Source organism: Corynebacterium phocae (assembly GCF_008693075.1).
Lineage (GTDB): Bacteria > Actinomycetota > Actinomycetes > Mycobacteriales > Mycobacteriaceae > Corynebacterium > Corynebacterium phocae.
Genome location: NZ_VXKJ01000048.1, coordinates 24,045 through 39,206, shown reverse-complemented (window position 1 = coordinate 39,206; position 15,162 = coordinate 24,045). Strand labels below are relative to the sequence as shown.

The 15,162-nt window shown below is 59.3% G+C and carries 9 protein-coding genes and 1 CRISPR repeat array; all 9 genes read right to left on the bottom strand.

From position 1 onward, the window contains the following. Positions 1–122: 122 nt before the first annotated feature. On the bottom strand, positions 123–473 hold the full coding sequence (cas2e, locus tag F4V58_RS09935) for a type I-E CRISPR-associated endoribonuclease Cas2e (RefSeq protein WP_075735603.1): 351 nt from the start codon (positions 471–473) through the stop codon (positions 123–125). Beyond that, a complete protein-coding gene (cas1e, locus tag F4V58_RS09930; RefSeq protein ID WP_075735601.1) occupies positions 470–1,438 on the bottom strand; it encodes a type I-E CRISPR-associated endonuclease Cas1e in 969 nt (322 codons plus the stop codon). The genes cas2e and cas1e overlap by 4 nt, the downstream gene beginning before the upstream one ends. Positions 1,439–1,442: 4 nt before the next feature. Further along, entirely contained in the window at positions 1,443–2,087 is a 645-nt protein-coding gene (cas6e, locus tag F4V58_RS09925; protein ID WP_245803065.1) for a type I-E CRISPR-associated protein Cas6/Cse3/CasE, read from the bottom strand. Positions 2,088–2,101: 14 nt separating this feature from the next. Then, positions 2,102–2,809, bottom strand: a complete 708-nt coding sequence (cas5e, locus tag F4V58_RS09920; protein ID WP_075735597.1) for a type I-E CRISPR-associated protein Cas5/CasD — start codon at positions 2,807–2,809, stop codon at positions 2,102–2,104. A 2-nt stretch (positions 2,810–2,811) separates the two neighbouring features. Continuing rightward, on the bottom strand, positions 2,812–3,441 hold the full coding sequence (locus tag F4V58_RS09915) for a type I-E CRISPR-associated protein Cas7/Cse4/CasC (protein ID WP_075735595.1): 630 nt from the start codon (positions 3,439–3,441) through the stop codon (positions 2,812–2,814). A 22-nt stretch (positions 3,442–3,463) separates the two neighbouring features. Continuing rightward, positions 3,464–8,375: a CRISPR direct-repeat array (repeat unit 29 nt; unit sequence GGGATCATCCCCGCTCATGCGGGGAAGGC). A 457-nt stretch (positions 8,376–8,832) separates the two neighbouring features. Further along, positions 8,833–10,548 (bottom strand): ABC transporter family substrate-binding protein, encoded by a 1,716-nt coding sequence (locus tag F4V58_RS09910; RefSeq protein ID WP_075735593.1) that lies wholly within the window; start codon positions 10,546–10,548, stop codon positions 8,833–8,835. Between the two features lie 264 nt (positions 10,549–10,812). After that, a complete protein-coding gene (locus F4V58_RS09905; RefSeq protein ID WP_075735591.1) occupies positions 10,813–12,744 on the bottom strand; it encodes a dipeptide ABC transporter ATP-binding protein in 1,932 nt (643 codons plus the stop codon). Beyond that, entirely contained in the window at positions 12,741–13,763 is a 1,023-nt protein-coding gene (locus tag F4V58_RS09900) for an ABC transporter permease (protein ID WP_084559762.1), read from the bottom strand. The genes F4V58_RS09905 and F4V58_RS09900 overlap by 4 nt, the downstream gene beginning before the upstream one ends. A 2-nt stretch (positions 13,764–13,765) precedes the next feature. Continuing rightward, on the bottom strand, positions 13,766–14,749 hold the full coding sequence (locus F4V58_RS09895) for an ABC transporter permease (RefSeq protein ID WP_075735589.1): 984 nt from the start codon (positions 14,747–14,749) through the stop codon (positions 13,766–13,768). Positions 14,750–15,162 lie beyond the last annotated feature (413 nt).

The window sequence follows — 15,162 nt, the reverse complement described above, 5'->3', positions numbered from 1 at the left end:
ATTTCACCCAGTAAGTCTTTCCACCCCCCGGGGATCATCCCCGCTCGTGCGGGGAGGGCCTTGCTGACCTGCAATTATTGTCCCTCGTGGCTAACTTTAGCTTTACTTTCTCTTCGTGACAACTAGCGCCCGAAGCGCCTTTTCCTTCCAGCTCGGGACCATCCGGGCTTAGGTGCGTCGCTTTGCGAAGGTCTTGTTTTCCTTGGGCGACGGACTAGTTTCAGTCCGTCAGCGTCCACTACCTCCCATTCGTGGTTGAGTACTTCGAAGTCGTAGCCCTGCTCTGATTCCCGGCTCGGGAAGGTCATGATCGCACGTCCGGAGCGAAGATTCTCGGTGACCAGTGTCCAAATCTTTTCACGGATCCGGGGGGTGACTTTTCCGACGAATACGTTGGCGGATACTTCGGTTAACCACCGGGTGAGGTGGCCACGAAGCGAGGATGGGCATGAGGATAGAACTAGGGTTATCATGAGTCAAATTCGAAGTTAGTGCCGCCTACTACTCTGTCATGGAGGTTGTCCCAGAGATGGATAACGGAGTCCTCAAACCATGATTCATCTTCGGCAGCTGCAGCCTCATCCGGGAGAAAAATAGTCTTTAGGTCGGCCACAATCCGGTTTGATATCCGTGATTGCTTGAACGCATTGCGGCAGGCGCGTCGGGTGTAGGTGGGAAGTTCATCGATCGTGAATTCCAGATCTTGCATGGCTACCACGGCTTCAAAGGCTATCGGGATGGTCACCTCAGCCTTGTAGAGGTCGGCAATATCATAGACTAGTGATCGGTCGTGGCCGGTGTGAACAACACCCAGCCCTGGTGAGCACCCCAAAGCTACAATAGTTGCGTGAACTAATCCGTAGAGGCTGGTGTGAGCGGCGGTCAGCGCGATGTTAATGGGGTCGCTGGCCATGAGGTTACCTACCTCATAGTCTCTTTTACTCCATTTGACACTGTGCTTTTCGGACATCTCACGATAGATTTTTCTAACGCGGGCTCCTTCACGGCCACGGAGTTGCTGCATGGTAAGTGTGCTGGTGTCTTCGCCCTCGAATCGCATCTCGTACATAGTCCGAGCTGCTTGAAGCCTGAGTCTGGTGTTACTAACTATTTTGGCTTGTGCTTCAAGGAGACGGGTGTTTCTGCCGATAGGTCGGCCGTGGGCGTAGTAGCGAACGCCTTGCTCACCAACCCAGATGACGCTCATGCCGGAGTCGGCAATTACGCACATGGCTTGGTGAGTGACGCGGGTTCCCGGCCCCAGCATCAGCACGGAAAGCGTGGCGCTGGGGATGTGGATGACACCGTTTTCGTCCGTAGCCGTGAGAGCTGAGGAACTCTTTCCAATAGTGCAGTGTTCTAGGTAGAGAAAACTCAGGCGGTCGTCGGCGCGAACTAGCGAACTAGGTTGCGTGGGTTTCATCCCCGGGGTATTCATTCTTCTAACTTTCGTTGTAAGGGGCGAGCGTCAGTAGGCCGAAGCCGTAAGCTTTTGCCTTACCAATGCCACCTACCAGCGCTTTGCGGAGCAGCTCTGGATCGGTGACTTCGAGCGCACCCTCAAAGGTGCAGCGTTGCAGTGTTACGGTCCGCTTTTCATGCCGGAAGCGCATGCTGCGGGACTCGCGCACAGCGAAGGTTGGTTTCGCGTCATCATCTGCTGTGGTTAATTTAATCCCCAGTTGATCGGCTCTACGAAGCAACCAATCAATCTGGTCTTCCTCGCGGAAGAGGGCAACGCGGCGCTTTTTGTCATCGTCGCAGAACTTCTCCATGACGGGGTTGACGGTGAGCCGGAAGCGGTAGCGCTGGCCGGCCAGAAGCCGGTTTAGCAGCTGGTCGTAGTCACGGGTTTCCCACGTCACCGCGTTTTCCCATCCGGCTTGTTCCTGGAGGGGTTCGAAAGACGGTACTTTCTCACTGACCATCCATAGGGTAGCCTCGTGCCCCACACGTTCCAGCCTCCAAAGGATACGAGGATTCTCATCTTGGTAGTGCGGGGGAAAGCAAGATTCCACAGCAGCGTGTAGGGTACGCGGACTGGAAAGAAACTTTCCGGTAGCGCGGCGCCGGGGATTGAGCTGCATTTTGCTCAGGTAGGTCATTGTGCGCCTCCGATCAGTGCGAACGGGTCATGCTGTCCCGAGCTGGGCTTGCCCTGGGGATTGTCGATGAGCGGGGCGAAACGATGTCGCACTGGCCGCAACGCATGCTTACGGGTTCGATTGCCGAAAGACAGTGGCAAGTCGCGAATCAGCTCATCCGGGTTTTTGTCTGGGGGGCAGTCTGTGGAGATTGCCAGCTGCACCTTCTGGGGTTGCTCGCGGCGGTACCACTCGGCTGCTAGCCATGGGTGGGTATCCAATGCCTCATCGAGAGGCAGCGGAGAAATCTCCAAGAATAGGGGCGCAGAAGGTGTACACGCCCGACGGCCGAGGAATAAAGGGAACCCAGGATTGCGGATGCTCTCCGCCAAGCCTTCTATCACCTCTTGCGTGCCTTCGATTCCAGCCAGAAACTTGGCATCAGCCAGATAGTGCCGGTAGGTAAGCGGTTTGGCCTTGCCGTTGCGCCAGTCAATCTCGGTTTGGAAATCTTTGAGCAGTCGGCCGGCTTGGTCCACACGGGTGCCGAAGCGTAGCCCGACGAGGTCACTGACGTCTGCGGCACGGGGCCTGCCTTGGGCGGCAGCAAGTAGTCCGACAATCCCACTCTTAGTGGGTTCCTTCCGGGTTTCCCTGTGCACGAAGCGCGAGCTGTCACCCCAAGCCTGCAGCGGTCCAGATAGTTGTAAGAGAAGAACCGACATGACTAGTTCTCTTTGCCGGAACTTTGGACTGCAGCCTCGAGAATTTCAATGATTTCGGGCAGCGTATGTACGTCGCCAAACTCGTCCAGCCGCTCGGCCCTAGAAGCGTTGCCTGTTGCCAGGTAGTAGCTTTGGGCAGGTTCGGAAGCACCATACGCTTTGTCAGAGTCCAGTGAGTGATCGACCAGACGCGAGACTGACTCAGCCACACGGCTGCCGCGGGAGTTCACAGCGTCTTCGAAAGCGCCGACAAGGTTAACCGGCTGGTCAGTTCGGATTGAAGCTGCGAAGAATTCTGGCCGGGTGCGGTTCGCGAAGGTGTTTTGCTTACCGGTTGGCATAGAGACTGCAAAGGACTCAGCGAAGGCGGCGACGGCCTTCGCGGCGGCATCGACAGAGCCTAGCGACTCAATGAGCGCCGGCACGTTAATGGTGGCGTAGCGGTAGAGAGTCGAAGCGTTGTACTCGATAGTACCAATCATGCCAGCGCCGGCGTTGTCCTCCGGGGCGTTGTCATCAACTGCGGTGAAGTAATCGAATTCCGCCTCCAGCGGGTGGACGCCGATGGCGTGGGCCACCTGGCAGCAGGCGTCGGCGTTGAGGTCGGGGGCGTCGGGAAGGCCCGAGGCCATGTCCCAGATCCAGTCCGCAGAGGGGATCATCCCCGCTCATGCGGGGAAGGCGCTCCCCGGTGGCCTGTCGTAGGCGGTGGCCTGGGATCATCCCCGCTCATGCGGGGAAGGCGTTTGATGGGCGCGTTGCTATGCAAGTCCGTGGGGATCATCCCCGCTCATGCGGGGAAGGCAAAGCAGTCTAAGAACGACACCTTGCCACCTCAGGATCATCCCCGCTCATGCGGGGAAGGCAGCTCTACAAGTCGCAACCCCATCTACGGACGGGGATCATCCCCGCTCATGTGGGGAAGGCGGAGAGTAGCGCAATCGCGGCTTGTCCGAGTGGGGATCATCCCCGCTCATGCGGGGAAGGCTTGGGGCCACTAATGGCCTTGCGCAGGGTGAGGGGATCATCCCCGCTCATGCGGGGAAGGCAACTTGAGCCGGACGTGATTAACCGCACGCTGGGGATCATCCCCGCTCATGCGGGGAAGGCCTATTCTGGCAGGCCAGGAACATAAACCAGTAGGGATCATCCCCGCTCATGCGGGGAAGGCTTGCACGCGCCGGTACGGAACTCGCTTAGCGCGGGGATCATCCCCGCTCATGCGGGGAAGGCCACGATGAGTATTATTGAAACGGCTGCTGCTAGGGATCATCCCCGCTCATGCGGGGAAGGCTTCGTTTGCGCAGGTCACAGGCCTAAACCAGAAGGATCATCCCCGCTCATGCGGGGAAGGCACGGACTATCAAGATGACAGAAGAAACGAGGTGGGATCATCCCCGCTCATGCGGGGAAGGCTGACCATTACCACGACCACCCCCCATCTCCACGGGATCATCCCCGCTCATGCGGGGAAGGCCTGCCACTGCTGGCCGCGATTAATGGTGGTCGGGGATCATCCCCGCTCATGCGGGGAAGGCTGAGGGTTGGTAACCCGTGGGCGCGGTCAACTGGGATCATCCCCGCTCATGCGGGGAAGGCGCCCTGATTGACACTGTGGAGAACTCGCAGGAGGGATCATCCCCGCTCATGCGGGGAAGGCTCCTAGTAGGCGTAGCCCTCTACGGGCTGCTGAGGATCATCCCCGCTCATGCGGGGAAGGCGACTGCTGCTGGCCACCACCGCCATCGCGGGAGGGATCATCCCCGCTCATGCGGGGAAGGCCTGCTGCAACGACTGGATAGCATTGAGCCCCAGGGATCATCCCCGCTCATGCGGGGAAGGCAGCACCGGGTAAAACCCCGGAGTGGTGAGAGTGGGATCATCCCCGCTCATGCGGGGAAGGCCGTGCGCCGCCATTTCTACGAGCAGGGCCCCGGGGATCATCCCCGCTCATGCGGGGAAGGCGCTGCAAGGGCGGTCACGATAAGGCCAATGAGGGGATCATCCCCGCTCATGCGGGGAAGGCTGGTTGGTGCCAAAGCTGCTGACGGAGGTGAAGGGATCATCCCCGCTCATGCGGGGAAGGCTGACGCGCCACCTGGTGGTAGTAGCGTTCACGAGGATCATCCCCGCTCATGCGGGGAAGGCGTTCGAGTCCCCGGGGGCGCACCAGGGGGTGTGGGATCATCCCCGCTCATGCGGGGAAGGCTAGTGGTCATGATTGGTCCTTCTTCTGGTCGAGGGATCATCCCCGCTCATGCGGGGAAGGCAGTGCTTTCGACCACTCAGCCAACTCTCCATAGGGATCATCCCCGCTCATGCGGGGAAGGCTCATAACAGATTGGCGGTAGAGACGAGAAAAGGGGATCATCCCCGCTCATGCGGGGAAGGCAGCCAGCTCGTCCCATTTTTCTTGTTCAGCCAGGGATCATCCCCGCTCATGCGGGGAAGGCTCCGCAGCGCTCCAGGCCAGAGTATCCAGCCGGGGATCATCCCCGCTCATGCGGGGAAGGCCTGCTACGCTTAACTGAGATCGACCCAATGGAGGGATCATCCCCGCTCATGCGGGGAAGGCGGATCTCATCTTTCATCTCCTCAGCGAACCTCGGGATCATCCCCGCTCATGCGGGGAAGGCTCTTGTTCCTGGGTATCAAGGGCGTCAGCCTTGGGATCATCCCCGCTCATGCGGGGAAGGCCCGAACATTCGCCGTCAGCTCACACACCCGTTGGGATCATCCCCGCTCATGCGGGGAAGGCTCTGGGTATGGCTTTATTCCTACCCACAACACGGGATCATCCCCGCTCATGCGAGGAAGGCGCAGCAGCGTGACGGCGTTTCCACTTCCTAATGGGATCATCCCCGCTCATGCGGGGAAGGCGACTACAGGCACACGTCTCCCACACCAGGTCGTGGATCATCCCCGCTCATGCGGGGAAGGCTACATTCTCAACAGCCCCGAGGCGCGTGATGAGGGATCATCCCCGCTCATGCGGGGAAGGCATAAAGCCTCACTTGGATTTGTGACCCTCATTGGGATCATCCCCGCTCATGCGGGGAAGGCGTCACCTGGGTTGCTGTGCGTGATGTGAGGTGAGGATCATCCCCGCTCATGCGGGGAAGGCAAGTTCGAGGAGCGTGCCAGCAAGCTGCAAGAGGGATCATCCCCGCTCATGCGGGGAAGGCATGTCTTTTGCTTATCGGACTATGGATAGCAAGGGATCATCCCCGCTCATGCGGGGAAGGCATCGACTACCAGAACGGTGATGACGAAGTGATGGGATCATCCCCGCTCATGCGGGGAAGGCCAACTGGGATCGCGTGCGGGTGAACCAGCGCAAGGATCATCCCCGCTCATGCGGGGAAGGCCTTGATGAGAGTGACCATTTTAGGGCCTTTCTGGGATCATCCCCGCTCATGCGGGGAAGGCCTGGTGGACTCCGATCCGGAGTTCATCGCGGAGGGATCATCCCCGCTCATGCGGGGAAGGCGCCTTGACTGACACTGTGGAGAATTCGCAGGAGGGATCATCCCCGCTCATGCGGGGAAGGCACACCATTGCAGCCCGTCTATCCATGGACGATGGGATCATCCCCGCTCATGCGGGGAAGGCTTACTTTTGGTATCCAGCCAATGCTTGACACCAGGATCATCCCCGCTCATGCGGGGAAGGCCCCTGGAACGGCCCACCAGCAAAGTACTGATTGGGATCATCCCCGCTCATGCGGGGAAGGCGGCGCGGTGAAACCATACGTGCGCTACAACCCGGGATCATCCCCGCTCATGCGGGGAAGGCGCCTTTATAGAGGCGCAGTAGGTGGTGGCCTGGGGATCATCCCCGCTCATGCGGGGAAGGCTTACTTTTGGTATCCAGCCAATGCTTGACACCAGGATCATCCCCGCTCATGCGGGGAAGGCGATTTCTATAGATTTCTATGATAATTCAAGCTGGGATCATCCCCGCTCATGCGGGGAAGGCTACTTGGGAGTGACCAGGAATACGCTCTACAAGGGATCATCCCCGCTCATGCGGGGAAGGCCCTGGACACTAACAGTGCCAGCCGCGTTAATCAGGATCATCCCCGCTCATGCGGGGAAGGCGATCCTCGGTTCGATGGCGAGCCGGCCGTGGGGGGATCATCCCCGCTCATGCGGGGAAGGCCCTTCTCCGTCTTCCCACTGGTTGGACTGACTGGGATCATCCCCGCTCATGCGGGGAAGGCACGGAGTTGCGCTCGAACGCGAAGTCCATGGTGGGATCATCCCCGCTCATGCGGGGAAGGCCCCAGCGGCTGATGGTCGGGGGCTTTCGGGAGGGGATCATCCCCGCTCATGCGGGGAAGGCACTCTGTCGGGCGCAGCGCAGTTCGATGACTGGGGATCATCCCCGCTCATGCGGGGAAGGCACCGTCCCTCAATGAGTAGGTGTTCCTGATGGGGGATCATCCCCGCTCATGCGGGGAAGGCGAGCTGGCAGGACCTAGAGGACCGCCTGCATGAGGGATCATCCCCGCTCATGCGGGGAAGGCCTTGGCGCGGGCGCGGTCGCGGGCGTCCGAGAGGGATCATCCCCGCTCATGCGGGGAAGGCCCTGGGGGTTGGGTGAGCCACCTGCTGCTGGGGGGATCATCCCCGCTCATGCGGGGAAGGCGACGCAAGTAGAGGGTTCTAACCGTAAAGGTCAGGATCATCCCCGCTCATGCGGGGAAGGCCTACGGCCCCAGCGCACCCACTTGGCAAGCGCGGGATCATCCCCGCTCATGCGGGGAAGGCCACCACACCGCCGGGGCGAACACCAGCGCGGAGGGATCATCCCCGCTCATGCGGGGAAGGCAGATGGATTAGGAAAGAAAGCCTTTTGGCCTAGGGATCATCCCCGCTCATGCGGGGAAGGCAGAACCTTCTTCAGGTTCAGGGCGTCACTGGAGGGATCATCCCCGCTCATGCGGGGAAGGCGATGTATCTAGCGCTACTGGCAGACACCTGGGGGGATCATCCCCGCTCATGCGGGGAAGGCAAAATGGCAGTGAACCTCGGAAACCTTGATGACGGATCATCCCCGCTCATGCGGGGAAGGCGAACGATAAAACACGCCCTGCTGGTTTTGCTGGGGATCATCCCCGCTCATGCGGGGAAGGCGAAATCGTGGCTTACGCGTCAGTGTTCGACAACGGGATCATCCCCGCTCATGCGGGGAAGGCAACCCGGCGAGTTCGCCGGAGTTAAGCATTTTGGGATCATCCCCGCTCATGCGGGGAAGGCACTGAACAGTGAAAGTATCCGTCAAGATACGGGGGATCATCCCCGCTCATGCGGGGAAGGCAGAGCGCGGCCACGTCACGCAGCTGCGCCAGCGGGATCATCCCCGCTCATGCGGGGAAGGCCTATTCTGGCAGGCCAGGAACATAAACCAGTAGGGATCATCCCCGCTCATGCGGGGAAGGCCGGAACTTTCTGATGATTTTGATTGCACCATGGGGATCATCCCCGCTCATGCGGGGAAGGCCGGTAGCACAGCCGACCCGCGTACTCAACAAGGGGATCATCCCCGCTCATGCGGGGAAGGCACTTGTTGACCTGGAGTTTCGGTCACTGGAGACTAATTTTAGCTTTACTTTCTCTTCTCAACAACTAGCGTCCGTAGTGTCTCTTTCTTACGGATCGGGACCAGCCGGGCTTGGGGCATCCGTTCGTTTTGCCCTGGTTTTCCCGGACGGCGGACCACTTTGAGCCGCTCCATATCTTCTAGTACCCATTCGTGGTTGAGCAAGTCGAAGTCGTAGCCCTGCTCCGACTCGCGGTTGGGGAGGGTTATGATGGTACGTCCGGAGCCAAGGTTCCCGGCTACCGGTGTCCAAATCTTTTCACGGATCCGGGGGTTGGCTTTTTCGTTTTGATCCTCGACGCTATCGGGTAGAGCGCCCGGGGTACTAATCTCGAAACCCCACCCGGTAGGCTATTAAAACCAGGGGTGGGGATTTCGCAGTCTAGCCCAAGAAGGCGGACTTAAGGGGGATTAGGGGGTTACTTTGCCCAGCCGATGTTCTCAACTGGGAGCTCGGCGAAGGCCAGGGCACCGAAGTTGGCCAGGCCGTCCTTGACGCCAACGATGGAAGGACCGTTGTACATAGGAATCAGGCCGTACTCGGCAAAGGCTTCCTTCTCCAGCTTGTTGGCTTCTGCGATCTGCTCATCAGCGGTGGGCAGCTTCTGCAGCTCCTCAATCTTGGCGTCCAGCTCGGCGTTGCCGGTGCCGGACTTGTTGAGCTCGGAGTCAGACTTCCAGGTCTGGCCAAAGTAAGCTACACCGAATGGGTCGGAGGAGCTGAAGCCCATGAAGAACAGGTCGAAGTCCTTTTCGGACATGACCTTGGAGAAGTCGGAGGAAGGACGTTCCTGGATGTTGAGCTCAACGCCAATGTCGCGCATCATCTTCTGCAGTGCGGAGGCAAAGGCCTTGGACAGCGGGGAGTCGCCAAGCAGGGTGTAGCGGATGGAGAGTTTTTCCCCGTCCTTTTCACGGATGCCGTCGGCGCCTTCTACCCAGCCGGCCTCTTCCAGGATGGCCTTGGACTCTTCAGCGTCGAAGGAACCGACGCCGGCAAAGTTGTCCTCATAGCCAGGCTGGAAGGAGTACAGGGTCAAAGAACCAGGGAGATCCTCGGAGTAGTCCAGGCCGTTGAAACGGATCTCAGCGATCTGCTTGCGGTCAATACCCTTGACAATTGCCTCACGTACCTCTTTGTCGCCCAGCTTGGGTGCCTGGGAGTTAAGGACGATGAGCGAGTTGGAGGGGCTAGCAGCCGCGCGGATGTCAATCTTGTCGCCCATGCTCAGGGCCTTTGCCAGGTTGTCCTTGGTGCCAACGCCCGCTACGTCAACTTCGCCGTTCTGGAAGGCGTTGATGGTGGCCTGGGACTCCATGACGCGGTAGGTAACCTTGTCCAGCTTGGCTGGCTCGCCCCACCACTTGTCGTTGCGCTTGAAGCTAACGGTACCGCTCTGGGTATCAAATTCATCGATGGTGAACGGGCCGGCACCCCACTCAGGGTGGACCTCATTGACATAAGCCTCGTTGAAGGTGGCGGCGTCATTTACTGCCGGGTGCAAGACAACGTTGAACAGGCCCTGCCACCAGGGGTAGGCACCGTCGAAGGTGATAACAGCCTGCTTGTCGCTGTCACCCTTTTCTACGCTAAGAATGCGCTCGTAGCCGTCGGTGGAGTTGGGAACCAGTTCCTCATCCTCACCGTTGTTCATCTTCCAGGTGGTCTCAAAGGCGGTCCAGTCAATGGGGGTGCCGTCGTTGAACTTAGCTTCTTCAACGATGTTGAACTTCACAACCAGGTTGCCGTCAACCTCTTCCTCATCAATGCTTTCGATGTAGGCGGGGTTGGCGTGGTAGGTGCCGTCACCGTCGAAGAGGGCGATCTGGGGGTTGTACATGCGCCAGATGGAGCGGGTGTAAGCGGTCATGTTGCCGTGGAAGGCGTTCTGCTGCTCAGAGATTTCGGTGGTGGGAAGGACCAGCTCACCGCCGTCTTGGACCTGGTCGCGGTCCAGCTCGTTGTAGGAGCCGGCGGGCTTGATTTCAAAAGCGCCGTTGCCGGTGTTTTCCCCGTTCTCGCTAGAGGAGGCGTTGGAGTTGGAGCCGGTCTCAGCGCTTTCGCCGCAGGCGCTCAGAGAAAGAGCGGCCACGGAGAGAGCTGCCATGGTGGCAATGCGGAAGTTCTTTTTCATCAGAAGTTCTCCTTGAGTAGATTTCGGGTAGTTCGTGAAAAGTTAATGAACCGGCCCTCGAGTGTTTACCTGAGAATACCGCAGCAACGCGGAAGTTGCTGGGGATTTTCAAGAGTCTTTGCTTCCCAGTGAGGAAAGACTCTCCGCAGGACTGGGGAAACTTTTAGGGGTTTCCAGCCCGGGGGAGAGCCCTCCCGCACACGGAAGGGGAGTGAACCGAGCCCACGAGCGCTGGCGCGAGCTCTGCGTTCACAAGCGTCAGGCTTAGCGCCTGGCCACCGTGGGGTCGGGGATAGGGATAGCGCTGAGTAGCTTCTTGGTGTATTCGTGCTGGGGGTTGTCAAAGATCTCATCAACCTCACCTTCTTCCACGAAGGAACCCTTGTACATCACGGCCACACGGTCAGACAGGTGGCGGACCACCGAAAGATCGTGCGCCACGAACAGGTAAGAAAGCCCCAGCTTGCGCTTCAGGTCTTCCAGTAGGTTGATGACACCTGCCTGGATGGACACGTCCAGTGCGGAGACTGGCTCGTCGAGCACAATGACATCGGGGTTGGTAGCCAGGGCGCGGGCCAGGCCAATACGCTGGCGCTGGCCGCCGGAGAAGTGCCCGGGGAAGCGGTCAATCTGGGAGGTGTCCAGACCCACCAGCTCCATCAAATCCTGCACCCTGCGGTCAACATCACCGTCGTAGCCCAAAGACTGCAGCGGCTCCGCGATCACTTCTTTCACCGTGAGACGCGGGTTGAGTGAGCTCATGGGGTCCTGGAACACAATCTGGACCTGCTTGCGGGCGTCCCGGCGCTCCTTGTTGGACATCTCGGAAGCGTCGCGGCCGTTGAGAACAATCTTGCCGTCTTTGGGCTTGAGATCCATAATCTCCAGCAACGTGGTGGTCTTGCCACAACCGGACTCGCCCACAATCGCCATGCACTCGCCCACAATCGCCATGCACTCGCCCTGGTGGATATCAAAGGAAATCCCGTCCACGGCTTTGACGGTACCCACCTTGCGTTTGACCAGCGCGCCCTTGGTGAGCGGGAACTCCTTGCGGAGGTCCTTCACGCTGAGGGTCACCCGGCGTTCATTGCGCGGGATATCGGCCAGCACGTCTTCGCTCAGCGGCGGAACCTTGTACATCTTTTCCCCGCCAATCATGCCGTCGTAGATCTCATGCGAGCGGATGCACGCGGCCTCGTGGTCATCGAGCTCCGGAAGCGGCGTGAGCCGGGGCTCTACTTCCAGGCACTTATCAATGGCAACGGGGCAGCGGGCGGCAAACTGGCACTGGTCTTTCAAGTTAACCAGTATGGGCGGGTTGCCCTCAATGGGGGTGAGCGGCTCGGATGAAGGTACGTCCGGGCGTGGGGTGGAGCCCAAAAGGCCCACGGTGTAGGGCATGCGCGGTTTGTCGAATACCTCGAACACCCCGCCCTTTTCCACGGGGCGGCCGGCGTACATCACCAGGACGTCATCGGCAGTTTCTGCAACCACGCCCATGTCGTGGGTGATCATGATGGTGGCAGCACCGGTTTCGCGCTGTGCGAGCTTCACAACATCGAGGATCTGTGCCTGGATGGTCACGTCCAGCGCCGTGGTGGGCTCATCCGCAATCAACACGCGCGGGTTGTTGGCAATAGCCAGGGCAATGACCACGCGCTGGCGCATACCGCCGGAAAACTCATGCGGGAAGGACTTCACGCGCAGGTGCGGCTCCTTGATTCCCACCAGGTCAAGCAGTTCGATGGCACGCTTGAGCGCGTCCTTCTTAGAAATCCGCTGGTGGGCTTGCAGGGCCTCCACCAGCTGATAGCCGATATCGAAGACCGGGGTCAGGGCGGAGAGGGGATCCTGGAAGATCATGCCAATTCCCTTGCCGCGGATCTTAGACATCTGGGCGTCGGTCTTGCCCACTAGTTCTTCGCCCTGAAACTTCACCGAGCCGGTGATGTTGGCGTATTCCGGGAGCAGTCCCATGATGGACAGGGACGTCACGGACTTTCCGGAGCCGGATTCACCCACAATGCCCAGCGTACGGCCGGGGTAGAGGTCAAAGTCCACGCCGCGCACCGCGCTCACAGACCCGGCCTCGGAGGGGAAGGAGACGTTGAGGTCACGTACCTGCAGGACCGGGTCCCCGGTGGGCTTTTCGGGCTCTGTGAAACCTGGGGTGGGGGAGTTGTGCGAAATCATGCTTTTCCTCCGGACTTCGAGTTGGGGTCGATGGCGTCGCGCAGGCCATCGGCAATAAGTGCAAGAGAGACGGTCAACAGGGTCAAGATGGCAGCGGGTACGTAGAACTGCCAGGGGGCGGTAATCAGCGTGGCGGTGCCGCCGGAAAGGAGCGTGCCCAAGGAGACATCGGGAAGTTTCACGCCCAGGCCCAGGAAGGACAGGCCGGTCTCACCCATGACGGTGGCAATGGTGCCCAGCACGAACTGGATGACCAGCAACGAGCTGATGTTGGGCAGCATGTGGCGCACGATGGTCTTGGTGCGGGACACACCCATGTAGCGCGCGGCGCGCACGAAGTCGTTCTCGCGGATGGACAGTGACAGCGACCAGATGACGCGGGCGGCGTACATCCAGCCAAACGCGATCATGACCACGATCAACATCTTCCAGTCACCGCCGGAGTCAGAAACCAGCAGTGCCAGGATAAGGAAGCTGGGAACGGCCAGCAGGAAGTGGATGAGCGTCAAGATGGTCTTTTCCACCCAACCGCCCAGAAGGGCCGCCCCGGCGCCGATGATCGCAGAGATCACCGTCGTAGAAAAGGCCACGGACACGCCGATGATAAGCGAGCGCCCCAGGCCGTGCGAGGCCTGTGCGAACAAGTCATGGCCGCCATCGGTGGTACCAAACCAGTGCTCGGAGGAAGGCGGGGTGGATAAGTTAAGGAAGTCAGGCTCGGTGAAATCCCACTTGGCCAGGTAGCCACCGAACACGGCGAAAGCCACCAACAAGATGAAAATGAAAAGCCCGATTACAGCGCCCTTATTGCGCATAAACCGGCGCTTGTAGAGGGTCAGGCGGTTGGTGCCGCGCACCAACTCTGGAGACTCTGGTTCAGCCTGCGCCACCGCGTCATCAGCGGAGCTGAGCACGACCTCAGTTTCATCCTTTTCCATGGGCACCACGGCCCGGCGGTTGCCAACGGGTACGGTCTTGCCCTGGTTTGCGGGGTCTTTTACTGGATCTAGTTCAGTCATTTTTAGCTCACCCGGACTCGAGGATCAAGGGCCACGACAACGATGTCGGCCAAAATTGCGGAGAAGCCGGTCAGTGCGGCACCGAACGCCGCCACGGCAACAGCTCCATGGATGTCATTTTTTGCCATGGTCTCAACGAAGTAAACGCCCATGCCGTTCCAGGCAAAGATCTTCTCCGTCAGGACGGCACCGGTAAAGATACCGGGCACGGCGAAGGCCACGGAGGTGGCCACGGGGATAATTGACGTGCGCAGCGCGTGCTTGCGAATGGCCTGGCTCTTGGTCAAGCCTTTGGCGCGCGCGGTGCGGACGTAATCAGCGTTGATGTTATCCAGCAGCAAGGAGCGCTGCATGAAGTGGTAGCCGGCGTAGCCGATAACCACCAGGGCCACGGTGGGCAGGATGAGGTGCTGCGCATAGTCAATGAGCTTGGGGAAGAACCCGTGCACGTCCGGGCTGGAAGCGCCGGTAACGTAAAGCACGCGGGTGCCCGCCAGGTCGTTGATCTTGATGGCGGCGGCCACCACGATGATGGATGCCACCACGATGTGGATGTTCATCGAGATAATGGACAGTGCCTGCCAGATGCGGTCGCCGCGCTGGTACTGCCGGGAGGCTGTGTAGACGCCCACGGACACGCCTAGGACGATTGTCAGCAGGGTAGCCACCAGCATCAGCTGCGCGGATACCCAGATGCGGAAGCCAATCTCATCATTAACGGAGGCACCGGTGGGGGAATAGCCCCAGTCCCAGTGCAGCATAATTCCGGTGAACCAGGACCACCAACGTTCAAGGATGGGTGTCTCTGGGCTCAGGTGGTAAGGCTCCAAGAGAGTGTTGATCTGGTCCGGGGTCATGGGTGGACGCCGGCCCAGATAGTTCGAGCGTGGGTCAAGGAATGCCGACGCCAAGAAGAAAGTCAGGTTGGTGGCTAAAAAGACGATGAGCGTCCAACCTGCTGCCTTCTTTATGAGATATTTGAACATTAGTAGTCTCCAATAATTGTGAAACGTACACAGCCTTTAAGCCACCGGTGTAGCCAAAGCCACTGGGGGTTAAAGCGGTCTATCAAGAAGGTTTCACTGTGACCTTAGTGAAAAGGTGCCATGGGGTTGAGCAGTGTCACAATCTTTCTAAACTTGGTATTAACTTACTATGTCCGCACCCCGTTTAATAATCGTTCACGCTATAGAAAATATCTCACTTCCCGGGAATTGCCTAGTGAGGGGGCTGCGCATTCTGGCGATATATCCCGCCCGGCCCGTCTTGAATAAGATTGAGACTTCCCTTTTTCTCACGCCACTGCCAGCAACCTGGGCTTAAGAGATTATCTGTCACTAAGGGTTTATGAATCTCCGGGTTTTAACGCTTTCCCTGCCCTCCGGGCCTACCCGCCCCT